This is a genomic window from Mycobacterium sp. IDUB_19, assembly GCF_055419445.1.
Genome location: NZ_JBVAXR010000001.1, coordinates 76112 through 99590, shown reverse-complemented (window position 1 = coordinate 99590; position 23479 = coordinate 76112). Strand labels below are relative to the sequence as shown.

At 65.7% G+C, this 23479-nt stretch carries 25 protein-coding genes; 13 read left to right on the top strand and 12 right to left on the bottom strand.

The features are described 5' to 3' along the window. Nucleotides 1-27: 27 nt before the first annotated feature. Entirely contained in the window at nt 28-1083 is a 1056-nt protein-coding gene (locus ACZY0B_RS00495; protein ID WP_463761976.1) for an NAD(P)H-dependent amine dehydrogenase family protein, read from the top strand. Here the strand turns inward: ACZY0B_RS00495 and lipL are convergent. Continuing rightward, entirely contained in the window at nt 1080-2381 is a 1302-nt protein-coding gene (gene lipL, locus ACZY0B_RS00490) for an esterase/beta-lactamase LipL (RefSeq protein WP_463761975.1), read from the bottom strand. The two genes, ACZY0B_RS00495 and lipL, sit on opposite strands and share 4 nt — an antisense overlap. 106 nt (nt 2382-2487) lie before the next feature. Continuing rightward, a complete protein-coding gene (locus ACZY0B_RS00485) occupies nt 2488-2655 on the bottom strand; it encodes a hypothetical protein (RefSeq protein ID WP_463761974.1) in 168 nt (55 codons plus the stop codon). Nucleotides 2656-2848: 193 nt separating this feature from the next. Here ACZY0B_RS00485 and ACZY0B_RS00480 point away from each other — a divergent pair, with 193 nt between their 5' ends. The 4 genes from ACZY0B_RS00480 (at nt 2849) to ACZY0B_RS00465 (ending at nt 5517) form a co-directional block, all read left to right on the top strand. Then, a complete protein-coding gene (locus ACZY0B_RS00480; RefSeq protein WP_463761973.1) occupies nt 2849-3022 on the top strand; it encodes a CsbD family protein in 174 nt (57 codons plus the stop codon). 153 nt (nt 3023-3175) lie between these two features. After that, nucleotides 3176-3676 carry a nitroreductase family deazaflavin-dependent oxidoreductase gene (locus tag ACZY0B_RS00475; protein ID WP_463761972.1) on the top strand — a complete coding sequence of 167 codons (501 nt, stop codon included), beginning with the start codon at nt 3176-3178 and terminating at the stop codon, nt 3674-3676. A 119-nt stretch (nt 3677-3795) separates the two neighbouring features. Next, nucleotides 3796-4479, top strand: a complete 684-nt coding sequence (locus ACZY0B_RS00470) for a cutinase family protein (RefSeq protein ID WP_463762360.1) — start codon at nt 3796-3798, stop codon at nt 4477-4479. Between the two features lie 51 nt (nt 4480-4530). Then, entirely contained in the window at nt 4531-5517 is a 987-nt protein-coding gene (locus ACZY0B_RS00465) for an SDR family NAD(P)-dependent oxidoreductase (protein WP_463761971.1), read from the top strand. On the opposite strand, the gene ACZY0B_RS00460 is transcribed toward ACZY0B_RS00465, so the two are convergent. The 5 genes from ACZY0B_RS00460 to ACZY0B_RS00440 form a co-directional block, all read right to left on the bottom strand. Beyond that, nucleotides 5514-5906, bottom strand: coding sequence for a hypothetical protein (locus ACZY0B_RS00460; RefSeq protein WP_463761970.1), 393 nt, complete (start codon nt 5904-5906; stop codon nt 5514-5516). The genes ACZY0B_RS00465 and ACZY0B_RS00460 overlap by 4 nt on opposite strands. Nucleotides 5907-5947: 41 nt before the next feature. Then, complete coding sequence (locus tag ACZY0B_RS00455; RefSeq protein ID WP_463761969.1) at nt 5948-6334, bottom strand: PPOX class F420-dependent oxidoreductase; 387 nt, start codon at nt 6332-6334, stop codon at nt 5948-5950. An 80-nt stretch (nt 6335-6414) separates the two neighbouring features. After that, nucleotides 6415-6762 (bottom strand): UBP-type zinc finger domain-containing protein, encoded by a 348-nt coding sequence (locus ACZY0B_RS00450; protein WP_463761968.1) that lies wholly within the window; start codon nt 6760-6762, stop codon nt 6415-6417. Between the two features lie 217 nt (nt 6763-6979). Then, nucleotides 6980-8437, bottom strand: coding sequence for an aldehyde dehydrogenase (locus ACZY0B_RS00445; protein ID WP_463761967.1), 1458 nt, complete (start codon nt 8435-8437; stop codon nt 6980-6982). Nucleotides 8438-8469: 32 nt separating this feature from the next. Further along, entirely contained in the window at nt 8470-9180 is a 711-nt protein-coding gene (locus tag ACZY0B_RS00440; protein WP_463761966.1) for an SDR family NAD(P)-dependent oxidoreductase, read from the bottom strand. An 82-nt stretch (nt 9181-9262) separates the two neighbouring features. Between ACZY0B_RS00440 and ACZY0B_RS00435 the strand changes: the two genes are divergently transcribed. The 5 genes from ACZY0B_RS00435 to ACZY0B_RS00415 all read left to right on the top strand — a co-directional run bounded on the left by ACZY0B_RS00435 (nt 9263) and on the right by ACZY0B_RS00415 (nt 13497). Continuing rightward, on the top strand, nt 9263-10228 hold the full coding sequence (locus ACZY0B_RS00435) for a TIGR03621 family F420-dependent LLM class oxidoreductase (protein WP_463761965.1): 966 nt from the start codon (nt 9263-9265) through the stop codon (nt 10226-10228). Nucleotides 10229-10334: 106 nt separating this feature from the next. Continuing rightward, nucleotides 10335-11222 carry an enoyl-CoA hydratase/isomerase family protein gene (locus ACZY0B_RS00430; RefSeq protein WP_463761964.1) on the top strand — a complete coding sequence of 296 codons (888 nt, stop codon included), beginning with the start codon at nt 10335-10337 and terminating at the stop codon, nt 11220-11222. Further along, nucleotides 11219-12535, top strand: a complete 1317-nt coding sequence (locus tag ACZY0B_RS00425; protein WP_463761963.1) for an aromatic ring-hydroxylating oxygenase subunit alpha — start codon at nt 11219-11221, stop codon at nt 12533-12535. The genes ACZY0B_RS00430 and ACZY0B_RS00425 overlap by 4 nt, the downstream gene beginning before the upstream one ends. After that, nucleotides 12532-12867, top strand: a complete 336-nt coding sequence (locus ACZY0B_RS00420; RefSeq protein WP_463761962.1) for a hypothetical protein — start codon at nt 12532-12534, stop codon at nt 12865-12867. Before ACZY0B_RS00425 ends, ACZY0B_RS00420 begins: the two co-directional genes overlap by 4 nt. A 12-nt stretch (nt 12868-12879) precedes the next feature. Further along, nucleotides 12880-13497, top strand: coding sequence for a TetR/AcrR family transcriptional regulator (locus ACZY0B_RS00415; RefSeq protein WP_463761961.1), 618 nt, complete (start codon nt 12880-12882; stop codon nt 13495-13497). A gap of 10 nt (nt 13498-13507) precedes the next feature. Here the strand turns inward: ACZY0B_RS00415 and ACZY0B_RS00410 are convergent, their stop codons facing one another. From ACZY0B_RS00410 to ACZY0B_RS00400, 3 genes are all read right to left on the bottom strand, one after another. Next, complete coding sequence (locus tag ACZY0B_RS00410; RefSeq protein ID WP_463761960.1) at nt 13508-14710, bottom strand: cytochrome P450; 1203 nt, start codon at nt 14708-14710, stop codon at nt 13508-13510. 12 nt (nt 14711-14722) lie between these two features. Next, nucleotides 14723-15556, bottom strand: a complete 834-nt coding sequence (locus ACZY0B_RS00405) for a mycofactocin-coupled SDR family oxidoreductase (RefSeq protein ID WP_463762359.1) — start codon at nt 15554-15556, stop codon at nt 14723-14725. A gap of 156 nt (nt 15557-15712) precedes the next feature. Continuing rightward, entirely contained in the window at nt 15713-18967 is a 3255-nt protein-coding gene (locus tag ACZY0B_RS00400; RefSeq protein ID WP_463762358.1) for a LuxR C-terminal-related transcriptional regulator, read from the bottom strand. Between the two features lie 239 nt (nt 18968-19206). Here ACZY0B_RS00400 and lysA point away from each other — a divergent pair, with 239 nt between their 5' ends. Then, nucleotides 19207-20610, top strand: a complete 1404-nt coding sequence (gene lysA / locus ACZY0B_RS00395) for a diaminopimelate decarboxylase (protein ID WP_463761959.1) — start codon at nt 19207-19209, stop codon at nt 20608-20610. Beyond that, nucleotides 20591-21496 carry a rhomboid-like protein gene (locus tag ACZY0B_RS00390; RefSeq protein WP_463761957.1) on the top strand — a complete coding sequence of 302 codons (906 nt, stop codon included), beginning with the start codon at nt 20591-20593 and terminating at the stop codon, nt 21494-21496. Before lysA ends, ACZY0B_RS00390 begins: the two co-directional genes overlap by 20 nt. A gap of 328 nt (nt 21497-21824) precedes the next feature. Here the strand turns inward: ACZY0B_RS00390 and ACZY0B_RS00385 are convergent, their stop codons facing one another. Further along, nucleotides 21825-22256 (bottom strand): hypothetical protein, encoded by a 432-nt coding sequence (locus tag ACZY0B_RS00385; protein WP_463761956.1) that lies wholly within the window; start codon nt 22254-22256, stop codon nt 21825-21827. An 81-nt stretch (nt 22257-22337) separates the two neighbouring features. Further along, nucleotides 22338-22790: a hypothetical protein gene (locus ACZY0B_RS00380; protein ID WP_463761955.1), complete on the bottom strand. Its 453-nt coding sequence runs from the start codon at nt 22788-22790 to the stop codon at nt 22338-22340. Nucleotides 22791-23003: 213 nt separating this feature from the next. On the opposite strand from ACZY0B_RS00380, the gene ACZY0B_RS00375 reads away from it, so the two are divergent. Then, nucleotides 23004-23330 (top strand): WhiB family transcriptional regulator, encoded by a 327-nt coding sequence (locus tag ACZY0B_RS00375; protein ID WP_463761954.1) that lies wholly within the window; start codon nt 23004-23006, stop codon nt 23328-23330. Nucleotides 23331-23479 lie beyond the last annotated feature (149 nt).

Below are 23479 nucleotides of genomic sequence, written 5' to 3'. Positions count from 1 at the left end.
CCCACTAAGAACCCCTATGCTGAGCGAGTGCCAAACAACTATCGAGTCGTTCAGTGGAACACCGGAAACGTGGGCAAGAGCTCGCTCAAGTCGATCGCCGACAACCCCATGCTGGAACTGGTCGGGTGCTTTGCCTGGTCTCCGGAGAAGGTCGGGCGTGACGCCGGCGAGTTAGTGGGCATCGCTCCGCTCGGGGTCGCCGCGACCAACGACGTGGCGGCGCTGCTCGCGCTCAAACCGGACTGCGTCGTCTACAACCCGATGTGGATCAACGTCGACGAGCTGGTCGGCATCCTGGCCGCGGGTGTCAACGTGGTGACCACCGCGTCGTTCATCACCGGGCACAACCTGGGCGAGGGCCGCGACCGGATCCTCGAGGCCTGCGAGAAGGGCGGGTCGACGATCTTCGGCTCCGGCGTGAGCCCGGGCTTCGCCGAGCTGCTGGCCATCGTCTCGGCGATGGTGTGCAACCGCGTCGACAAGGTCACGGTCAACGAAGCCGCCGACACCACGTTCTACGACTCGCCCGAGACCGAGAAGCCGGTGGGCTTCGGTCAGCCGATCGACCACCCGGACCTGCCGGCGATGGCCGCCAAGGGCACCGCGATCTTCGGCGAAGCCGTCCGGCTGGTTGCTGACGCGCTCGGCGTCGAACTCGACGAGGTCAAATGCGTCGCCGAGTTCGCCCAAACCACGGCCGACCTCGAAATGGCGTCCTGGACCATCCCCGCGGGACACGTCGCGGGCACCTACATCAGCTGGCAGGGCATCGTCAACGGCAAGACCCTCATCGACCTCAACGTCCGATGGAAAAAGGGCCAGACGCTCGAGCCGGACTGGAAGATCGAGCAGGACGGCTGGGTCATCCAGGTCGACGGGCAACCGACGGTGACAACCAAGGTCGGCTTCCTGCCGCCGCCCTACTTCGAGGCCACGACGCTCGAGGAATTCATGGACCTCGGCCACATCATGACGGCGGTGCCCGCCATCAACGCGATCCCCGCCGTCGTCGCCGCGGCGCCCGGAATCGCCACCTATGCCGACCTTCCGCTGACGCTGCCCCGCGGCTTCGCGAAGATCTAGTCCCCCGACGCCACCCTGGCCGGTGCGGTCGTCCGTCGCCGGCCGGGTTTGGGGTAGGCCGCACCCAGCTGGGGCACCTCGAGCGGGCCCTGATGACGGGCGGCCTCCATCGCGGAGCGCAGCGGACCGGCCAAACCCGCGAACGATCCCATGTCGAACACCCGCGACGTCAACAGCCGGTTGTGCACGTAACCGAACGAGCCGCCAACCTCGGGGTCGGCCCAGCCGAGCGTCCCGCCCAGACCCACGTGCCCGAACCCGTGCAACAGACCGGGCACCGGCGATTCGTGGTACCCGAGGTGAAAAGGCATGGGCACCACCATGTTTGCGTCCGGCCACTTGATTCGAGCTTGGCCGGCCAGCCCGCGGGCCAACTCCTCGGACAGGTACTTCTTGCCGTCGATGCGGCCACCGTTGGCCAGCACGGCATACATCTTGGCCAGCCCGCGCCCGGTGACCACGCCGTTGGCCGCGGGGATCTCGCCGTCCAGGAACGGGGTGTCCCCCTGCATCAGGGACATGATCCCGGGGAAATACATCGCCCCCAGCGCCCCCGAGTACCGCATGTTGGCCACCCTCGGAGCGATGAAGTTGAGCACCGGGGTCGGCACGATTCTTTTCTGCGGCATCAGGATCTCCGCGGGCGTGGTGGGCGAGCCCTGGGGCGGTCGGCCGAGATGCAGGCCGTCGGTGTTGAGCGGACGCGCGACCTCCTGACGGATCAGCTCTCGCATGCCTTTGCCGGTTACCGCTCGGGCCAGCCCGGACAGCAGCCAGCCGTAGGTCAGCGCGTGATACGCCTGCACGCCCCGCAGGTGATCGACGGGCGCGGCGGCAAGCCGCTCCTCCATGGCCAGGTGATCCATCAACTCCGTCTTGGTGACGCCGCGCAGGTGCGACAAACCGGATCGGTGCCTAAGCACGTCGCGAACCGTGATGTCGCCCTTGCCGTTGGCCGCGAATTCCGGCCAGTACTCGGCGACCGGATCGTCGTAGGACAACAGGCCGCGGTCGGCCAGCCGGTGAATCACCGCCGACGCGATGCCCTTGGTCGCCGAGAACACCATCGCGCCGGTGTCGGCGGTCCAGGGCTGGGTGCCGGCCCGGTCCGACCACCCGGTCCAGACGTCGACAACGCAAATGCCGTCGATGTAGATACTCAGGGCTCCGCCGCCGAGGCGCCGCCCCGGGAACTGCTGGGCAAATTTCTTGACGACATTCGCGAAATGCGGATCGGCGGCGCCCGACACACCGCAGGGCAGGCCATCGTCGGTTGCGAGCAGAGTCGACGGTGTCATGGTGCCCCCGGACGTTGTGCGCGCGGGTCAGCTACCGCCGGAGCGGCCCTCCCCGATGAGGTGCGATTACCAGAACGAAGCTATCAGTCGAGCAGAGTCCTGAAAGTCACTTGGGCGGATCGTGCTCGGGCGGCTCCCCGACATCAGCACCAGGCAAATGCTCGGGCGGCGAGTCATTCAGATACTTCCGCAGCCGAAGCAGTTGATTGATCACGATGCCAAGGCCCAGCAGCATCAACCCGACGACTATTGCCACCACCGCTCCGGTGCTCATGGGATCCCCATAGATCCATTGTGATCCATCACATGTCGACCGGGCGCGGTCGTTGTTTGCCTGGCCTGACCGCGGTATCCGGTGCGGAATCTTCGGCCGGGCCGTGAGCGGACCCCGGTCTCGAGGGTTTCGGACTCACCCGTTCGGGTAGCCGGACCGATAACAACAATGTACGAGGACGGAGCGAAAGCGCATGAGCACCGAAGACAAGATCAAGAACAAAATCGAGGACCTCGGCGGCCGGGCGAAGGAAGCCGTCGGCAAGGCCACCGGTGACGACGACACCAAGAACGAGGGCCGTGGAGACCAGGCCAAGTCCAGTCTGAAGGACGCCGGCGAGAAGGTGAAGGACGCCTTCAAGAAATAGCCCCGCTCTCGACCAGCAGGTTTACTGAAGACGCCGGTAAACCTGCTGGTCGTCTTTCTGGACAGCAGGACGGGGACTGACACCCAAGCCGGTCAGCACGCTGGTTGCGCGGAAGCTGCCCGCGCGCCCCGAGGACGGGATTATCGTCGATTCATGCCGCTACCCCATGTCGACCCGGAGCGCCACGTTTCGGCATTCAACCGCACTATGACCAAGTTTGCTCGCAGTAGGCCCGGGAAGTTCCTCGCACAGCACATTGCCGCGAAGACCGATCCGTGGCTGATGCGGGTATCCCGCGACAAAGTGTCCTGGGGAATGTTTGCTGTGCCGTCGGCGACGCTGCACATGAGGGGCGCTAAGACCGGTGAGCCGCGTCAGTCCCAGATCTCTTACTTCCACGACGGTCGCGACGTGATTGCGATCGCCTCCAACTTCGGCGGCAGCACGCACCCGAATTGGTACTACAACCTCAAAGCGCACCCCGAGTGTGAGTTGGGTGGGGACAGGTTCCTGGCCACCGAGGTCACCGAGCCCGCCGAGTGGGCTCGGCTCTACGGCCTCGCCGAACGCTCGTACCCCGGCTACGGCGACTACCGTGCCGCGACCGTGGCGATCGGCCGCAAGATTCCGGTCCTGCGCCTGGTTCCCCGGTAGCGGTTGAGAATGCCAGCTTTGGGCAATCCTTCTCGCCACCTGTATCGAATACAGATAAATGGGAGACCCGGACTCGACTTGGGATGAAGGTGAACGTCTTGAACGTGATCAATACTCGGATGCGCAAGCTCGCGGCGGCGGCGGGGGTAGCCGCGCTGGCGACGGCTGCCGTGCTGTTCAGCAGCCACGCGCCGTCAGCAAGTGCCGACCCATGTCCCGACGTCGATCTGGTGTTTGCCCGCGGCACCAGTGAGCCGCCCGGTGTCGGCGGCATCGGTAGCGGCTTCGTCGACGCACTGCGCGGGCAGATCGGCGGTCGGACCCTCGCGGTGTACCCGGTGAACTACCCGGCCAGCAGTGACTTCGGCAACCCCGACTTCCCGGCGACGTTCATCGACGGGATTCGGGATGCCAGCTCGCACATCGAGTCGATGGCAGCGAGCTGCCCCAAGACTCGGGAAGTGCTGGGCGGTTTCTCGCAGGGCGCGGCCGTGGCCGGCTTCGTCACGTCGCCGGCCGTACCGAAGGGCGTTCCCGCTGCTTCGGTGCCCGCGCCGATGCCACCCGATGTCGCCAACCACGTCGCCGCCGTCATTCTGTTCGGCACACCGTCGAACCAATTCCTCGAGCATTACGGCGCACCGGACATCGCCATCGGCCCGCAGTACCAGCCCAAGACGCTGCAGCTGTGCGCTCCCGGCGATCCGATCTGCGGCGGCGGCAACGACGGCGCGGCGCACGCGTCGTATGTCGTCAACGGGATGGCGGGCCAAGGCGCGAGCTTCGTCGCCAGTCACCTGTAGTTAACGCCCACCCAGTTGCCGCGCGGGCGACAAGCCTTGCAGAATCGCTGCGTGCGAATTCTGATAACGGGCGGTACGGGATTTGTCGGTGGGTGGACTGCCAAGGTCATCGCTGACGCGGGGCACTCGGTCCGATTCCTGGTGCGCAATCCCGATCGGCTGCAGACCTCGGTCGCCAAGCTGGGCGTCGACGTGTCGGATTACGCCGTCGGGGACATCACCGATCGCGTCTCGGTACGGGAAGCCTTGCAGGGATGCGACGCCGTCGTGCACAGCGCCGCTCTGGTGGCGACCGATCCGCGTCAGACCAACGAGATGCTGACCACGAATATGCAGGGCGCTCAAAACGTGCTCGGCCAAGCGGTCGAACTCGGCCTGGACCCGATCGTGCACGTGTCGAGCTTCACGGCGCTGTTCCGTCCGCACCTACAGACGCTGACCGCGGACCTACCCGTGGTCGGCGGGGCGGATGGATACGGAACCTCCAAGGCGCAGGTCGAGATCTATGCGCGGGGTCTGCAGGACGCGGGTGCGCCGGTCGACATCACTTACCCCGGCATGGTCCTGGGGCCGCCGGTCGGCAACCAATACGGCGAGGCCGGCGAAGGTGTCCGGGCGGCCCTGCAAATGCACGCGATCCCGGGGCGGAGCGCGGCATGGCTGATCGTCGACGTCCGCGACTTGGCCGCGTTGCACGCGGCGTTACTGGAGCCCGGCCGCGGACCGCGGCGCTACACCGCCGGCGGTCATCGAGTTCCCGCCGCCGGCCTTGCGAACCTGCTCGGCCAGGTCGCCGAGACGCCGATGGTCGCCGTTCCGATTCCCGACACCGCGCTGCGCGTCGCGGGGGCGGTTCTGGATAGGGCTGGGCGATTTCTCCCCTTCGATACGCCGTTCACCTCAGCGGGGATGCAGTACTACACCCAGATGCCGGCATCCGACGATTCACCCAGCGAGACAGAGCTCGGCATCACCTATCGGGACCCGCGGGACACCGTGACCGACACGATCGACGCCCTGCGCAGCGCCGGCCGCTAAGGCTGCCTGCTCTTTCCGAAGCCGCGGACGAAGCCGCGCACGCCGGCGCCGACGAACGGCACGGGCGCCAGCGTGGCGATCAACGCGCCCTTGGCACCGACGAGGGGCCGGCTGCGCAGCCCGAGCAGCAGGTCGGCGCTGTCGCTGATCAAGCCCACGGCAGCCCAGCGCCGGAATTCGCCGTCGCCACCGCGCAACAACGCGGCGCAGGCGCCCGACCCGATGACGAGGTCCCGAATCCCGATCGTTTGCATCAGCAGCGTCTCGGTACCCGAGTCGGGCTTGAAGAATCGATCCGGCGCCAGCAACATCGCGGCCCCGACGCCGACGCGGGCCGCCGCGACAAGTGCCAAGATCGACGATGATGTCCGGGTCGGTTCCTGTGCCACGGGTCAACCCTAACCGCGGCGTCGTGCGCCGGGAAGCGTTGCTAAGCGGCGGGTTTGATCTCGAGGCCGACGTGAACCTTGTCGATGCCGCCCCGCACGATCGAGTGCACGTAGAACCACGGGGCGTGATACCAGTACCGCTTCAACACGGCGTTGTAGACCCGGCGCGTCTCGGACTTCGGCAGGACGCGGGCGACGCCCTCGACCTCTTCGCTCTTGGGCTTGCCCAAGGCCCCGCTCTTCGCGATCGTGACGCGAGGTGTGTTGTTGATCCGCTTGGTTTTCCACGAGCCGTCGTCGGTGATGACGAGGAGCTTGTCGCCCTCGGGCACACCCCAGATCGCCGTGGGCTTGGGGCGGCCGTCCTTGGTGAATGTGGTCAACAGCAGGTACTTGGACTGGATGATGTCCTGGAAACTCGGAGCCACGCCATTTTCCTTATCTGTGGATGTACCCAGCACAATTCCCCGGCCGGGAAGTTCCTAATCGGATTGTTGATCCACCGGCGTCAATGCAGCCGATGTTGCCAGTCGGCGGGGAGGCGCTCGGCAGGTCCTGGCACCGACTGGTCAAGCGGATGATGTTCTGGCGGCGCAAGCGGCGGGCCGTCGTAGAACTGTTGGTCCCGGTAGTCGTAGAACCACTGTTCGCCGGGTTCGAAACTGGCGATCAGCGGGTGCTTGGCGGCTTCGGCGTGGGCAGTGGCGTGCTGGCCCGGCGATTGGTCGCAGCAGCCGATGTGGCCGCATTGGGCGCAACGGCGTAGGTGAAACCACCATCCCTGGTGCTGCTCACACTCCACGCACCCGGCCCCGCTGGGCGTGACAGCGGGGTCGATGCCTTCCAGATCGCTCACTCCAGCTCCCGGTGTCGCTTTCGCTGCGCGTACTGCGAGCGGATCTCATTCAATACCGCCCACACGCCAGTCTTAGGCGGAGCCGGCGGGAAAGGCAAGGGCGAGGTTCCCGGCCGAACTCCGTTCATCCGGCCGAGCGTGCGGCCAGCTTCACGTTGGGTATCGAGCGTGCGGCCAGCTTCACGCTCGCCGCAAAATCTCAGCCGCCTCCGGCCTGCTAATTGGTTGCTGCCGCCGAAATCGATTGGCTCACCGTGTAACTGTCGATTCCCTCGATTCCGAGCTCCCGGCCATATCCGCTATTTTTGACGCCGCCGAAAGGTGCGGCCGGGTCCATGATGTAGCCCTCGTTGACGCCGAAGGTACCGGACCGGACCCGGGCGGCGACGCCGTACCCGCGCTCGACGTCGGCGGTGAACACCGATCCCGCCAGCCCGTACTCCGAATCGTTGGCCACCCGGATCGCCTCATCCTCGTCACGGTAGGAAATGACCGTCAACACCGGGCCGAAGATCTCTTCGCGCGCGATCCGCATGTTGTTGGTTGCGTCGCTGAACAGTGTCGGGCGCACGTACCATCCGGTGTCGAGGCCGTCGGGCATCTCGCTGCCGCCGATAACCAGCCGTGCCCCTTCGCTTTTGCCCGATTCGATGTATCCACGGACCCGCTCCTGCTGGCGTTGCGCCACCAGCGGGCCGACCTGGGTGTTGGGATCGGCCGGGTCGCCGACGGTCATCGACGCCATCCCGGCGGCCAACGCGTCGACGAACTCGTCTTTGCGCTTCTCGGGCACCAGGATCCGGCTCAGCGCATTGCAGACCTGGCCACTGTTGGCCAGGCTGGCCATCTGGATCCCGGTGGCAGCGGCCGCGAGATCGGCGTCGTCGAGCACGATGGCCGCCGACTTGCCGCCGAGTTCGAGGCTCACCTGCTTGAGCCCTTCGGCGCAGGCAAGGGCGACCTGCCGGCCCGCGGCCGTGGAGCCGGTGAACGAGACCTTGTCGACGCCGGGATGCCGCACCAGCAGCTCGCCGACTTCCCAGCCCCCGGGCAGCACGTTGAACACACCGGGCGGAAGGTCAGCTGCCGCAACCAGATCGGCGAGCAGCTGGGCGTCGAGCACCGACTCGGGCGCGGGCTTGAGCAGCACCGAACAACCGGCCAGCAGCGCCGGCACCACTTTGGTGACGGTGAGGAACTGCGGCATGTTCCACGGCACCACCGCGGCGATGACGCCCACCGGAAGCTTGCGGATCCGGATGTTCTTGCCATAGACGCCGGGACGTTCTTGCTGCCATTCGTAGCCTGCGGCGAAGTTGCAGAACGCCGACATCATGGTCAGCGGCAGCCGAACCTGCGCCCTCTTGGCGAAGGTGATGGGAGCTCCGATCTCGGCCGAGATCAGGGTGGCCATATCGGCTCGCCGCTCCTGGTAGATGCCGGCCAGGCGGGTGATCGCCTCGATCCGTTCCGCGGGTTGCATGCGTGGCCACGGCCCGGTGTCGAAAGCCGCCCGTGCGGCGTCTACCGCGCGGTTGACGTCGGTAGGTCCCGCGCACACCGCGTGGCCGATGACGGCCTCACTGTGCGGGGATTGCACCGAGATGGCGGCCTCCTGGCCCGAACCCGGCGCTGCCCACTTCCCGTCGATGAAGAGTTGGTCCCTGTCGTACATCAAACTCCTTGAATCTCTTGGGATCTCGCCTGTCACGTATTGCGACCACCGTTCACGCCGAGAATCTGTCCGGTGATGTAGCTGGCTTCCTCGGAAGCGAAGAATGCACACGCGGCGGCGATATCCTCCGGCTTGCCCACCCGGCGAACCGGCGTGCGAGCGATGTGGTCCTCCACGGTTCCGCCGAGTAGATGCCGGCTCTCGGCGCTGCGCAGCATCGGTGTGTCGATGAAGCCCGGTGGCACGGCGTTGACGGTGATCCCGCTCGGGCCGTACTCCAGGGCGAGCGACTTGGTCAGCCCGTTCACCGCGGACTTCGCCGCGACGTAGTGGGCCATGAACGGCTGGCCGGAATGCGTGCTGGACGACGAGATGTTGATGATGCGCCCCCAGCCCGCCTCGACCATGTCGGGCAGTACCGCCTGAAGGGTATTGAACACACCGTTCAGGTTCACATCGATCACCTTCGACCATTCCTGAAACGACATGCTCAGGAACTTCTTGAAGCCCTCCACCCCGGCGGCGTTGACCAGCACCAGGATCGGGCCCAATGCGTCGCGGATCGTGGACATCGCCGCGTCGACCTGCGCGCGGTCGGTGACGTCGGCGATGTAACCGAACCCGTCGTCGGTGGGCGTGAGATCGAGGACGGCCACCTGGAATCCGTCGCTGCGCAACCTCTCGACGACGGCTCGGCCGATCCCCGAGGCACCGCCCGTCACGACCGCTGTCTTCGCGCTCAAGCCGTCATCTACCTTTCCTGAGCGATCGCTCAAACGGTTGGCTTCACATGCCTATCACCCGGTATCGATTACGGTCAAGCCTATGGACCGGCCTCCGTTTCGCTTCGCGGTGCAAGCGACCAACGCCTCCGGCGGGCGCGAGTGGCGCGATACCGTACGCAAAGTCGAAGATCTCGGCTATTCAACGCTTTTCCTCGCCGATCACTATCTCGGCCCGGGACCCGCGCAGCGAGCCGCGCGCACCCCTCGCCAGGACCTTGCTCCGATTGCGGCGATGGCGGCCGCGGCCGCCCACACCGAGAAGCTGCGCATCGGTTGCCGGGTGTTCTGCATCGACTATCACGTGCCGGCGGTATTGGCCAAGGAAGCAGCGACACTTGATCTGCTCTCGGACGGCCGTCTGGAGTTGGGTATCGGGGCCGGCTGGAGCGAAGTCGAATACACCGCGATGGGACTGGAATTCGACCGTCCGGACCGCCGAATCTCCAAGCTGGCCGAGGTCGTCGCGCTCATCAAGGCCCATTGGGAGGGCGAAGAACTGGATTGTTCGGGCGAGTTCGTTCAGGTGCGTGGGTATGCGGGACGGCCGCGGCCGGTGCAACGTCCGCATCCGCCGATCATGATCGGCGGCGGTGGGCAACGCGTGCTCTCACTCGCCGGCCGCGAGGCTGACATCGTCAGCATCTCCAGCGTGCCGTTCGTGGCACGCGATTCAGACGGCCTCGATCCCCAGGCGGTCGCCGAGCGTCGAATCGGCTTCGTAGCGACCGCAGCCGGTGCCCGCTATCGCCAACTCGACGTCGAGAGTTCCCCGTACTTCACCGAGATCACCAACGATCCCGAGACGGCCTTGGCCGACATCGCGAAGACGACAGGCATCCCGGCCGACCTGCTGCGCAACCACCCCAACGTCCTGATCGGCACGCCGGAAAGCGTTGGGGAATTGCTGCGTTCGCGCCGCGACAGCCTCGGCGTCAACTACGTCACCGTGCAGCAGTCGCAGATCGAATCCTTCGCTCCGGTGGTGGCCCTGCTCCGCGGCCGCTGAGCCTTGACCACTGCTGGCTGAGGTGCAAGCATGGCAGCTACCTATTTGGGCGATCGCTCAAATAGGTAGCCGGCCACTTTCACCACCGCGGAGACGAGACGACTCAATGGCAAAGCGGACCAGATACAGCGAGTACCACGACCGGTACGCCAACTACCGGTTTGAACTCTCTGACGACGGAATCCTGTTCATGCAGTGCCACACCGACGGTGGCAGCCTGGTGTGGGACTGGCGGGCCCACGACCAGATGTCCGACGCATTCGCCGACATCGCCGGCGACCGCGAGATCAAGGTGCTCATCCACACCGGCACCGGCGAGAACTACAACGCCAATTGGGGACGCATGCCCAACGGCGACCGCGTCGAAACGCCCGACTATCTGATCATGCCCGGCACCCGGGGGCTGAACAAACTTGATGAAAAAGCCTGGTACGCAAGACACATGATCACCAACGTGCTCGACGTGGATGTCCCGATGATCAGCGCTGTCAACGGCCCGTGCAATATGCACTCCGAAATACCGTTGCTTGGCGACATCGTGCTGGCCTCCGAGGATGCCTACTTCCAGGACGCGTCACATTTCCCGCGCGGCCAGGTGCCCGGTGACGGCCAGCACGTCATCTGGAGCTACCTGGCCGGCCATACCCGCGCCCGCTACTTCCTGTTGACCGGCATGAAGCTCGGTGCGGCCGAGGCCAAGGAGTGGGGCGTGGTCAACGAGGTGCTGCCCAAGGACCAACTGCTGGACCGGGCCTGGGAACTCGCACGCGAACTGGTCAAGCGCCCACCACTGACGCTGCGCTACTCACGCCAGCTGTTCACCAACCCGCTCAAGCGGGCATTCCTCGATGAACTCGGCCACGGTCTGGCGCGGGAAACCTATGCACAGCGGGCCTTCTTCCCGTTCGGCGGCGAGATGGCCCCGCTGGACCGGGCCTGGGACCAGGAGCCCTGGTCCAACGGCGCACCCGCGCAGGAAGGAGTTCCCTCGTGACCAGCATCCAGCAACGGCTGTCGACCGGCCGGGGCAAGTTCACCACCGACTACCCCGAATTGGGTACCGGCCCGGTCAACTACGAAGACTCGATCTCCGAGGAGTTCTTCGCCGCCGAACGCAAGGCAGTCTTCGAGCGAAACTGGTTGTGCGTCGGGCGCATCGAACGCCTGCCGCGTAAGGGCTCTTATTTCACCCGCGACCTGCCCGGCCGCCTTGCCTCGATCGTGATCGCCCGCGACCTCAATGACACCGTGCATGCCTTCCACAACGTGTGCGCCCACCGCGGCAACAAGGTCGTCTGGCAGGAGCACCCCGGCGAGGAGTCCTCCGGCACCTGCCGCGCGTTCTCCTGCAAGTACCACGGATGGCGCTACGGCCTGGACGGCAAGGTCAATCACATCACGAATGAAGGCGAGTTCTTCGACCTCGACAAGAGCTCACTGCGGATGCCCGCGGTGCACTGCGAGGTGTGGGCGGGGTTCATCTTCGTCAACTTCGCCTCCAAACCGGGACAAGTTCCATTGCCGCTGCGGAGTTTCCTCGGCGACGGGCTGCTCGCCATCGAGGCGTATCCGTTCGAGAAGATGACGCAGCGCTACGGCTTCTCCACCCGGATCAAAGGCAACTGGAAGCTTGCCGTCGACTCGGTCTGCGAGTGGTATCACCCGCCATACGTGCATGGCCGCTTCATCGATCCCGACGTCTCCAAGGCCGAGAAGATGGTGCCACCCGTCGACTCCTACCACTACGAACTGTTCCGGCCGCACATGCTCACCTCGGTTCCGGGCCCCCCGCCGCTTCCCTATCGCGAACCCGGCACCGCGGGACCCGCCCGCCAGGATCAGCGCTGGGTCTACAAGCTGTTCCGCGCCGGCTTGTTCGGGCCCGACGACGTTCCGGATATCGGGCTCGAAAACGGGGGCGCCGACTTCTTGAACCGCGGCAACATCGCGTCGTGGGGCAACGATCAGTTCTGGGTCTTCCCGAACATCTCGATCCAGCTCTGGGCGCGCAACTACTACATCACCTACACCTACTGGCCCGAGACGGTCGATTCGCACATCTACGAGATCGACATGTACTTCGTGCCACCGGCCAACGCGCGGGACCGGCTGGCGCAGGAACTCGTGGTAGACAGCACGATCGAGTTCGCAATGCAGGATGTGAACACCATCGAAGCGACGCACTCGGCGCTGAAGACGCGGGCGCAGAACACCTTCCACCTGTCCGACCAGGAATTGCTCATCCGCCAGTTCCACACGGTCATCCGTGACACGGTCGACGCCTACCAATCCGGGGAGTCGTCATGACCGATCTGCTACTGCCGGACGGGTTCGCCGACCTCGAACCGTTTGTCACCGACTGGGCTTTGCCGACGCGGGCACAACGCTACGAGGCGCGGCTGTCGAAGCCCTACGACGAACTCGTCGCCTTCTACGACGCCATCGGCCCGAGAGCCGAGGAAGCGATCGCCCACCTCAATGCCCTCGACATCAACGACTTGGCCGAGGACGCCGAACGGCTGCTGCACCTGCTGTATTCGATGATTCTGGTCTCCTACGCCGTCAACGTGTTCAAGCAGAACCGCATCCCGGACTCCGGCGCCGCGTTCTTCGACATGGTCGCCGAACCGGCGGTGTGATATGACCAGACGGTGACCGCATCCGAACGACCGAAGGCGCGCGACTCCACGACGCGCGACCTGCTGGTGGCCGCGACGAGTCAGATCATGGTCGAGGAGGGTTACGCCGCGGCGACGTCGCGCCGGGTCGCCGCAAAAGCCGGTGTCAAACCGGCCTTGGTGCACTACTACTTCCCCACGATGGATGAGCTGTATCTGGCGGTCTTTCGCCGCGGCGCTGCCGTCTATCTGGAGCGCCAGCAGACGGCATTGTCTTCAGACCGCCCGCTGCATGCCTTCTGGGACACCCTCATCGAGCCCAAGGACACCCGGTTGTTGCTGGAGTTCATGGGACTTGCCAACCACCGCAAGGAGATTCGAGCAGAAATCGCCGCGTGGTCCGATCGGTGGCGCGAGCAGCAGATCACGGCACTGAACTTCATCATCCGCGAACATGACATCGATACCGACGAGTTCCCGCCCGCGGCCATCGCGGTCTTCATCGCCTCGATAGGCCGCACCCTGATCTTGGAAGAGGGTCTGGGTTCCTCCGGGGGCCACGACGCGGCCGTCGCGCTGGTCAACCGACTCCTGGACCGGTTCGAGATGCCGCAACCGAAAGCCCGCCGAGACCGCGGCGCGCAGGGCTGATCCAAGCGGATCAGGGCAGCACGACCCGCAGTCTCTCCCAGCCACGTACGGTCGAGGTCGAGGCGAGTTGTGCTGTGTCGTAGTCGATATCCCACTCCGGCCAGCGGTTGAGCATCTCGTCCAGCGCGACGCGCCCCTCCAGCCGGGCCAGATTTGCCCCGAGGCAGTAGTGCACGCCTTTTCCGAAGGTGATGTGCGAGATGTTGTCGCGACGAATGTTGAAGGTATCCGGATCGGTGTACCGGCGGGGGTCGCGGTTGGCCGCGCCGAACAGCAGCAGCATCGCGCTGCCCGTCGGAACGGTGGTGCCGTAGCACTCGAAATCCTTTGCCATCCAGCGTGCTACGTGCGGGCCGGTGGGTTCGAAGCGCAACGTCTCGTCAACGGTGCGGTTCAGCAGCGAGCGATCCTGGTGGATTTCCCTTCGCTGGTCGGGGTTTTCGGCAAGCACCTTGGCCAGCCAGCCGATCAGCCTTCCGGTGGTCTCGTTGCCCGCGCCGGCGACCACCTGGGTGTAGTGCAGCACCTCTTTGCGGGTCAGCTTTCGATGCACCCCGTCCTCGTCGTCGAACTCGACGTTGAGCAGGGTCGTCATCAGGTCGTCGGACGGGTTCTTCGATCGCCATTCGACGTAGTCGGCATAGATCCGGCCGTCCGCGATGGAGTCGGCGTTGGCGACCTTGAGCGGCGCTCCCGGTTTGGTGCGCAGATTGGCGTCATTGGCGTCACGAACCGAGACCTGTTCGGACTCCGGTATTCCCAACAGCATGCCGATCACGCGCATCGGCATCATCGACGCGAGCTCGGCAATGATGTCGAAGCCCGACGACCCGACGAGTGGATCTAGGCAGCGAATGCAGTACCGCCGGATCTGGTCCTCGATTTCGGCCATCCGTCGCGGCGTGAACACGCGCGACATCAACCCGCGCAGCATCGTGTGCTCGGGCGGATCCTGGAACATCATGACGCCACGGGGCATATCGAATTTCGACTGGACCAACTCGAGAATGTCGCTGCGACGGTTCGAGAATGTCTCCCAGTTGGCCAGCCCCCGCTCGACGTCGGAATGCCTTGACACCGCCCAGAAATCATATTGCTTGTTGTAGTAGAGCGGGGCTTCTTCACGTAGCCGCGCATAGGTCGGATACGGGTCGGCATTGATGCCGACGTCGTACGGGTCGTAGTAGACCTCGGTGTCGTTGGTGACAGTCATCGATGCTTTCCCTTATTTCAGGCAGCTGCCGGCGTCCACCGGCAGCGCCACCCCGGTGATGTAGCGCGCTTCGTCGGAGGCCAGAAACAACACTGCGTTGCTGATGTCTTCGGGTTCCACCCACGGGATCGGCAGATAGTGAAAGCTCTGGCATACCGGCGCAAGATCTTCTGGCCCAGGGTTTTCCAGTTCCGGCCGAAAGGCCCGGTAGGTGGCCTCGTTCAACAGCAGCGGCGAACCCACGTGCGTCGGCAGGACCGCATTGACCCTGATCATGTGCTGTCCCAATTCGACCGCGAACGACCGCATCAGGCCGATGACACCGTGCTTGGCAGCGACGTAGTGGCCGACGTGCGGATAGGCCTTGTTCCCGGCGACCGAGGACGTCAGGATGATCGCGCCGCCGCGGTCTCCGGCCAGCAGGTGCGGAACGCCGGCTTTCACGGTTTTCCAGACCCCGCTGAGGTTGACGTCGATCATCTCTTGCCACAGCGCCTCTTTGGCCTTGTGCAGCCTGCCCGCGGTGGTCCCGATACCAGCGTTGGCCACGATGACGTCGAGGCGGCCGAGCTGCTCGACGCCACTGTCCACGGCGGCCTTCAATGCGTCGAAATCGCGCACGTCGACTTCGGCGGTTACGGCGCGGCCCCCGGCGTCCTTGACCATCCCGGCGGTCATGTCCAGGTCTTCGGGCGTCGCACCAGCTGCCGGGGAGTTCTCGAAGTCCCGGCAGATGTCGACGGCAATGATGTCGGCTCCCTCCTGCGCGAGCCGAACCGCGTGGCTTCTGCCCTGCCCGCGTGCCGCACCGGTGATAAATGCGACCTTGCCGTCCATCCGGCCCATGGCAACCTCCACCGCGTCCTTTTTGAGCGATCGCCCAAATAGGTGACGCAGGCCATGTCTAACAGCCCCGGGACGAGGTCGTCAAGAGTTCAGCGAGGCGTCGATCAGCATGGCGGCGGCCGACGACCGGCGCGGTGTCGTTGCGAACGCCGCTAGCTAGGCGCGTCGCGCAGCTTCCTGGGCGAGCTGGACGCGAGAGGTCAAACCCAGCTTGGTGTAGACGTGCGTCAGATGGGACTGCACGGTGCGCGGTGAGACGAAAAGCCTTGTGGCGATGTCGCTATTGCCAAGACCGTCGCTGACCAGCCGCACCACGTCGAGCTCGCTGGGGGTGAGCGACGCCCAGCCGCTGGTGGGCCGTTTGCGTACCCCGCGCCCGCGCTGTGCGTAGGCGATCGCCTCGTCGGTGGACAGGGCCGCGCCCTCCGCCCAGGCCGTCTCAAAGTCCTGCTCGCCCAGCGCTTCTCGCAGCATAGCGGCTGAGGCATCGTAGTCGACGTCCCACACCTTGAAGCGGACGGCGCCCGTCCGTTGCCGGATGCCGTATGCCGCGCCGAAGAGCCGCGCCGCTTCTCGGTGACTGTCGGCCGCGCCGGCCAGGGTGGCAAGGCAGTCCAGGTTGTCGGGAATGTACCGGTACGCGCACGAGCCGGCGGCGATCGTCAACGCCTCGTGGGTGTCGCGCTCGGCCTGCTCTGGCTCACCCTGTACGGTCGCCACCCGGGCGCGGGCGGTCAGCGCCGACGTCATGGCCAATCCCTGCGCTGTCGCGACCGCTTCGTCAGCCCAGCGCCGAGCCGCGGTCAGATCCCCGTTCGCCTGCGTGGCCTGCGCGAGGATGGGGCGCAGGTGCGAGGCATACCCCGGAAGAACACTCCCGTGCTCCCAGGCCACCGCGCTCGCGTCCAGCGCCGTCCGAACATCGCCGGCGGCCAGGGCCGCGGTTACCAACGCGTAGTAGCCCAAGCTCACGGCGAGCGCGCCCAATTCGGATGCGGACTCGAGGCTGGCGTCGGCCGCGGCTCGGGCCGCGTCTGTCTCACCTTGCACGGCCAGCGCGGTGCTCTGATGCGCGCGGCACACCGCCGCATGCATCCCATCGTGAGCGGCCTCCGCCTCGGCGGCCACCGCCGCGAGAAGTGCGGCCGCTCCGGCCGGATCGCCCCCCGCGATCTGCATCAGTCCCAGGCACAAGCGGCAGTGGCGCGAGTTGGACCCGTCGCCGATCGCGTCCGCGAGCTCGCGTCCTTCTTCGGCGGCCATGCCGGCCGCGATCGGGTTACCGGCGGCGATCGCCGCGCTCGCCTGCCAGGTCAGGATCTGGCTCAGCCTCCACCTATCGTCCAACTCCCGGGCGAGTTCGACCGCCTCGGCGAAGTACTCCTCTGCCAGCTCGGCGTTGTAGGCCGCCGTCAAGCCGCAGGCGGCCAGCGCCCTGGCGAGCACGGCAGCGTCCTCGATGTCGCGCGCGAGCACCAGGGCTTGCTGCGCCCGATTCACGCCGTCGGCAGCGGCCAAGAGCGTGTCAAGGACTGCCATGTCAGCCAGCGACCGGGCACGTACCGCGGCCGCCACTTCGGCGTCTTGCGCGACCTCGTCGGTGAGGACAGTGTCGAACCACGCCAGCCCTTCCCGGACGCGTCCTCGCGCTTGCCAAAGCGGCAGCAGCGACGATGCCAGCGCCAGGGCCAGCTCGACGTCCGAGTTCTCGCAACTCCACCCAAACGCGGCCCGCAGATTGTCGATCTCGATTTCGGCCTGCCCGAGACGCTGCTCATGGTCGGTATGCACCGGGTTGTCGAGGAGGGCGGCGAGCGTGGTGAAGTGGTCGCGATGGCGGGTCCGCACGCAGTCGGCCTCGCCGGATTCGACGAGTTTCTCCTGGGCGTATTGGCGCACCGTCTCCAGCAGCCGATACCGGGTTCGACTCCGGTTGTCCTCGGCGACCACCAGCGACTTGTCGACGAGCAGGGTGAGCTGGTCGAGCACCTGGTAGCGCTCCACGTCACCACCGCCGGCGACCGCTTGGGCGGCCTCGAGGTCGAAGCCACCCATGAACGCCGCCAGCCGGCGAAACAACACCCGTTCGGGCTCGGTCAACAGAGCGTGTGACCAGTCCACCGAGGCGCGCAGTGTCTGCTGGCGGCGCACAGCAGTACGCGCACCGCCGGTCAGCAGCCGGAACCGGTCATGCAGGCTGTCGAGAATCTCGGCCAGCGACAAAGCCCGCACCCGGGCTGCAGCCAGCTCGATGGCCAGCGGCACCCCGTCAAGGCGCCGGCAGATCTCCGTGACCGTCGCGACGTTGTCGTCGCTAACGGCGAAATCGGGCCGGGCATGGCGCGCGCGGTCGGCGAACAACTCGATGGCGTCATCCGCCAGCGACAGCGACGGCACCCGCCAACCCACCTCACCGGCCACTCCGATCGCCTCCCGGCTGGTCGCGAGGAAGGTCAGCCCCGGCGCAGCACGCAGGAGAGCGACGACCAGCTCGGTGCTGGCATCCAGCAGATGCTCGCAGTTATCCAGCACCACTAGCATCTGGCGATCGGCGACAAAACGGGCGATCGTGTCCGTCGTCGAGCGACCCGGCTGGTCGGGCAACCCGAATGCGCGGGCAACCGCGATCGGGACGACAGCGGGATCGGTGATCGGCGCCAGATCCACATACCAAGCCCCGCCACCGAACTCGCCGGCCACTTGACCCGCGACCTGGATCGCCAGCCGCGTTTTGCCCACCCCGCCGGCGCCGGTCAAAGTCACCAGCCTGTTGTCGGCCAGTAATTCTCGCAGCTGGACCAGATCGGCGTCACGACCCACGAAGCTCGTCAGCTGTACCGGAATACGCTGGGAGACAATCGCTTTAGCTACTCGCAGCGGCGGGAAATCGTTGACCAGATCGGGATGGCAAAGCTGCACCACCCGCTCCGGGCGGGGCAGATCACGCAACGGGTGGGTGCCCAGGTCCATCGCCCATGCGTCCACCGGGAGCCGGTCGATCACCATCTGCTCCGTTGCTCCGGACAGCAGGGTCTGGCCACCATGCCCCAGGTCGCGCAGCCGTGCGGTCCGGTTGATCGTCGGGCCGATGTAGTTGCCTTCATCGCGCAGCTGTATCTCCCCGGTGTGCAGACCAATGCGCACCCGGATCGGGGCCAGCGGCGCCCGCTGCAACTCCAATGCAGCCGCGACCGCATCCGAAGCACGGGCGAACGCCGCCACGAAGCTGTCGCCTTCACCCTGCTCGACGGGCCGCACACCGTCATGTGTGGCGAGGATGTCCGACACTGCCTGATTCAGGCGGGCGATGGCCGCGGTCATCTCCGCGGGCTGGGTTTCCCACAGCCGCGTCGAGCCCTCCACATCGGCCAACAGCAACGTCACCGTGCCGGTCGGCAAAAGCCCGCTCACGCCAAGTTCGCTCCAATCCACCAGCGGCGCATCCGCACGTGGATCAATCTCGCTCATGCTAGCCAGCATGCGGCGGCCGCGAGCAGGAAACATCAGCGGAAACGCGCAGATTGCAGCCAGCGGAGGCGGAGGTCGCCACACGGTTCGCCGTCGGTGAAAATCGTGAAGATTTATCACCCAGGTGTGAAAAATTCGTTAAGAGCGAGGCACGACGGCGCCGCAGCCCTCAATTTGGAAGCATGACGCTGTTCGAGCTGCGTCCGTCGCCACGGCACGGACTGCACCCGCAACTCGATCGCGCAATGTGGCCGTTGAGTGCCTCCATCGACGAACTGGGCCGGCTCTGTGTCGGCGAGGTGGCCGTCACCGAGATCGCCGCCGAGGTCGGAACACCCGCTTACGTGCTGGATGAACAGGACTTTCGGGTCCGTCTCCGCAGCTATCGGGCCGCGCTTCCCGGGGTCAAGCTGGTCTACGCGGGCAAGGCACTGTTGAGCACCGCCGTAGCCGAGTGGGCCGCCGCCGAAGGTGCCGGCCTGGATGTCTGGTCGTCCGGAGAACTGGCGACCGCATTGGCCGCCGGGGTGGCGCCGTCGCAGATCATCGTCCACGGCAATGCCAAGACCGCCGACGAGCTAGACGGCGCGCTCGACGCCGGGGTGGGCCGCATCGTCATCGATTCCCCGAACGAGATCGCGCTGCTGGCCACGCGGGTGCGTCGCCGCCAGGGCGTGCTGATCCGGGTGATTCCCGACGTCAAAGCCCGCGGCCAGCACGGCGACGGCTTCGGCTTTACCGTGGCGGACGGCCTTGCCGCGGGTGCCGTCAAGCGCGTCCTGAATCAGCCGTCGCTGAACCTGCTGGGACTGCATTGCCACCTCGGGTCGCAGCTCACCGACGCCCGGCCCTACGGTGCGGCGATCCGGCAATTGGTGGCCCTGATGGCTGAGGTGCGCGACCGCCACGGCGTCGCGCTCGGCGAGCTCAACCTCGGCGGCGGATACGGGGTCCCCTACGTTTCCGGCGATCCCGAATTCAGCCCACACGCACTCGCCGCAGTAATCGACGACGCGCTCACATCCGCCTGCGCCGACTACAGCTATCCGCGCCCGCAGATCGTGATCGAGCCGGGCCGAGCTATCGCCGCGCGCGCGGGAATCACGCTGTACCGGGTGATCGCCGTTAAACACCAGCCCGACGGGCGCACCTTCGTCGTCGTGGACGGCGAAATGGTCGATAACCCACATGAGGGGCTCCGCGGCGTGAAATACACAGTGGCGCTGGCGAACTGGCATGCTCGAACCACAACCGCACCCGTCACGATCGTGGGCCGGCATTGCGAGGCCGGGGAAGAAATCGCACGCGACGTCGAGCTGCCCACCGACATCCACCCCGGCGATCTGCTGGCGGTGGCCTGCACCGGCGCCTATCACTATTCGATGGGCGCCGCCTGCAACTTGGTGGGCCGTCCGCCACTTATCGCCGTCGCCGATGGCCGGCTACGCACACTGGTGCGCCGAGAAACCATCGCTGACCTGCTGGCCCGTGACTGTGATTGGTCTCACCCGCCGCACCGCTGCGGCTCCGTCACAATGGTTATCGACAAGGCGAGGGGGAATAGGCATGTCCGACATGGCTGTTGACTCGCACGGCGGCGACTGGCCGCCTATCGCGACCCGAAACGCCGACGAGGGTGTAACCACCGTGCTTCCCGTTGAAAATCGTTGGACGACGGTTAGATCGCGGGTGCTGTTCGTGGCGGTGTGGTTGCCTGCCACCATCGTGTACGCCGTCATGCTGCTCGGGGTGTCTTTCCTCCTGACGGCGCTCGGTCCGCGTACTCACGACGTCGCGGTCAGCGAGATGAGCACCAACGTGCACAACCTGGCGCACGGCCACGTGGTCACGCTGGTCGGCAGCGCATTTATCAGCGACAGCGGCCACGTGCTGGTTTGGCTTCCGGGCCTGGTGTGCTTGCTCGCCCTGGGCGAACTGATTTGGCGCAGTAGGGGTTTGGTCGTCGCATTCGCACTCGGCCACATTGGTGCCACCCTGGTCGTCGCCGCCTGGCTGGCCACCGCGCTCACGGTCGGGTGGTTGCCGATGTCCCTGGCGCGTGCCACCGACGTGGGGATGAGTTACGGCGCGGTGTGTGTGCTGGGGGCGCTCACCGCGTCGATACCGTCACGGTGGCGGCCGCTCTGGATCGGTTGGTGGCTGGGCAACGCCATCGCCGCGGCCATGAGCGCAGACTTCACCGCCGTTGGTCACGTGGTTGCGCTGCTGCTCGGCATCGCGTTGTCCTTCCGGCTGCGCTCGATCTTGCACTGGACACTGCTCCACTCGGCGTTGCTCGTCGTCGGTTCTGCCTTCGGGTACATGGTGCTGTGCGGCCCAGCGGGGCCCGCTCCGGTAGCCGGCGCGGCGGGTGCGCTGATCGCGCTGGTCGCCGCATGGATATTGCCGTCACGCGAAAGCGCACCAATGACGCATCAGCCGGGATTCATGCCGCAGCCGGCGCAGTCGTAGTCAATCCGGCTAATCACCGCGGCCCCGCATCAGCCCCCTTGAACCCGTGGGCTTTTGGTGCCCCGCCAAGCCCGGATGGCATCGCCTGCGGCCTAGATACAGGTAAAGGGCAGCTGAATTTACGGCGTTCAAGATTTCGGTGGCGGGGCATTGCTTGCGGCCGCAGGAACTATGACCGCAATATTCGGTCCGGTATTGCCCACGGCCTCCGCCGCGCCGAGGGAAGAACAATTAATCGAGGTTGCGCTCCGAAGTATTCCGGAAACGTGTGAGGCTGTGGCTTTTATGCAGAACGGGCAGGGTGTGAGGGGCGCCGTCGCTGGCGTTGCTATCCCTGTTCGGGCCAGTCTCCTTGCGGGTCAAGGCCGTCCCAGTCGTTCCAGCTCTCGTGACGTCTGGGGCGGGGGGCGATGATGCGGCGTCGTAACTCAAGCAGCAGCTCCTCGGTGGAGGCGTGGGAGAGAGCGTCGGTGGAGGCACGCGACAGCGGGTTCTGGGTCGTCCGGCGCAGGTTGACCACTAGCTCTTTGGGCTCCCCGCCCGTGAGAATGGTGTCGATGCTGCCAGGCGCCCAGGCAAGCTTGTTCTCGAGCATGGCGTAGGTTCCCGGGCTGGCCTTACGCACACCGTGCTCGATGTCGGCAAGTGTGCGCAGGGTGAACTGCAGGCTGTCGGCCAGGTCGGTGCGGTTGCGGTAGCCGAGCGCGACGCGCCGACTGACGATGTAGTGGCCGAGCCGTTCCAGGGTGCGTCGGTCCATCAACGAATCATGGCGCGCCAGGGCGGCAATGTCGAGCGGCCATGCACGTTTCATTCCGTTCGGCGCACAAAATTGTGGAAGTCATTTCCGTTGTATGCCCGCCAGATCGGCCCTGACCTGGGTAATCGTGTCCCAGAAGGTCTCCTCCACCTTCTCCCGGGACAGCCCGACCACCTCTACCCTCGGCACACCGGCCAGTTCCCGGCGCACCACCTTGGCGTCCGGCAGGACGTCTCCGGTCCACCATTCCTGGCGGATTGCGAAGTCGTCAAACCGCTCGCCCTCGTCGGTGTTGCGTAACGCAGTGCGACGCTTGCTCGCCGGGACTCGCGCCCACCACTCCGCCCGCCAGTAGGGGCCGTCATACGCGCTCGGAGGGGCGCCGATCTGCCATTCCTCCACGTGGAACGGTGCGACCGGGGCAATCCCGTTGTAATCCTGGGCGAACCCGTACGCCTGGTCGCTGTCGAGGTACACCCGTTCGATGCGGTAGGTGTCGCCGCTGCCCGCCGTGACCACGTACACCGTCGTCATCGCGCCTCCCGTCTCCGCCGGTGGGCTTCAGTGTGCCAGCACCTGATGGACATGTCCGACAAACCCGGCTCGCACGTCCCGGAAAGCAACGCGTGGAAGTAATTGCCTAGTATTTGCCTCTCATTGCACGTATCGCGCGCAAATAGTTGACATTGTTACATTTAATTTCCTATCATTGCAGGCGCACACCTCGGAACCAGAGAGCAGGATCTGATGCAGACACGCAGCCTGGTCCCCGCGACCGCAGCAGCGGAAGGCCGGGCAGGGTGGGTAGCGAAGGCGCGGTGTCGCTCGATCAATCCCGACGAACTCTTTGTTGGCGGAGCGGCGCAGAAGAAAGCGACTGTTATCTGCCGGCACTGCCCGGTCATCGCCGAGTGCCTCGCCGACGCGCTCGACAACCAGATGGAGTTCGGTGTTTGGGGCGGCCAGACCGCACGCCAGCGGCGGGCGTTGCTCAAGCAGCACCCAGGGGTGGTCTCTTGGTCCAAGCTCTTCGCCGTCCACCGCAAGCACCGCACCACTGACCAACCGGCGTAGCCGGTCAGATGACGGCAGTGACCACCAAGTAACTCTTGACGGCAGTTCTGTTTGTCTTGCTGGTCAAATCGTTGTGCTGCACCCGGTTTGGGTTCGCCCCGTGTTCGGTCCTGACGATTGTGCGACCAGTTATCGGGCGAGTTTAGGCC

What these genes read in the sequence shown, in the direction of transcription:
- lysA (WP_463761959.1), top strand. Translation starts at nt 19,207, where the DNA reads ATGACGCTGTTCGAGCTGCGTCCGTCGCCACGGCACGGACTGCACCCG.
- lipL (WP_463761975.1), bottom strand. Translation starts at nt 2,381, where the DNA reads ATGACACCGTCGACTCTGCTCGCAACCGACGATGGCCTGCCCTGCGGT.
- ACZY0B_RS00475 (WP_463761972.1), top strand. Translation starts at nt 3,176, where the DNA reads ATGCCGCTACCCCATGTCGACCCGGAGCGCCACGTTTCGGCATTCAAC.
- ACZY0B_RS00470 (WP_463762360.1), top strand. Translation starts at nt 3,796, where the DNA reads ATGCGCAAGCTCGCGGCGGCGGCGGGGGTAGCCGCGCTGGCGACGGCT.
- ACZY0B_RS00480 (WP_463761973.1), top strand. Translation starts at nt 2,849, where the DNA reads ATGAGCACCGAAGACAAGATCAAGAACAAAATCGAGGACCTCGGCGGC.
- ACZY0B_RS00435 (WP_463761965.1), top strand. Translation starts at nt 9,263, where the DNA reads ATGGACCGGCCTCCGTTTCGCTTCGCGGTGCAAGCGACCAACGCCTCC.
- ACZY0B_RS00390 (WP_463761957.1), top strand. Translation starts at nt 20,591, where the DNA reads ATGTCCGACATGGCTGTTGACTCGCACGGCGGCGACTGGCCGCCTATC.
- ACZY0B_RS00380 (WP_463761955.1), bottom strand. Translation starts at nt 22,790, where the DNA reads ATGACGACGGTGTACGTGGTCACGGCGGGCAGCGGCGACACCTACCGC.
- ACZY0B_RS00445 (WP_463761967.1), bottom strand. Translation starts at nt 8,437, where the DNA reads ATGTACGACAGGGACCAACTCTTCATCGACGGGAAGTGGGCAGCGCCG.
- ACZY0B_RS00420 (WP_463761962.1), top strand. Translation starts at nt 12,532, where the DNA reads ATGACCGATCTGCTACTGCCGGACGGGTTCGCCGACCTCGAACCGTTT.
- ACZY0B_RS00430 (WP_463761964.1), top strand. Translation starts at nt 10,335, where the DNA reads ATGGCAAAGCGGACCAGATACAGCGAGTACCACGACCGGTACGCCAAC.
- ACZY0B_RS00375 (WP_463761954.1), top strand. Translation starts at nt 23,004, where the DNA reads ATGCAGACACGCAGCCTGGTCCCCGCGACCGCAGCAGCGGAAGGCCGG.
- ACZY0B_RS00485 (WP_463761974.1), bottom strand. Translation starts at nt 2,655, where the DNA reads ATGAGCACCGGAGCGGTGGTGGCAATAGTCGTCGGGTTGATGCTGCTG.
- ACZY0B_RS00405 (WP_463762359.1), bottom strand. Translation starts at nt 15,556, where the DNA reads ATGGGCCGGATGGACGGCAAGGTCGCATTTATCACCGGTGCGGCACGC.
- ACZY0B_RS00385 (WP_463761956.1), bottom strand. Translation starts at nt 22,256, where the DNA reads ATGGACCGACGCACCCTGGAACGGCTCGGCCACTACATCGTCAGTCGG.
- ACZY0B_RS00410 (WP_463761960.1), bottom strand. Translation starts at nt 14,710, where the DNA reads ATGACTGTCACCAACGACACCGAGGTCTACTACGACCCGTACGACGTC.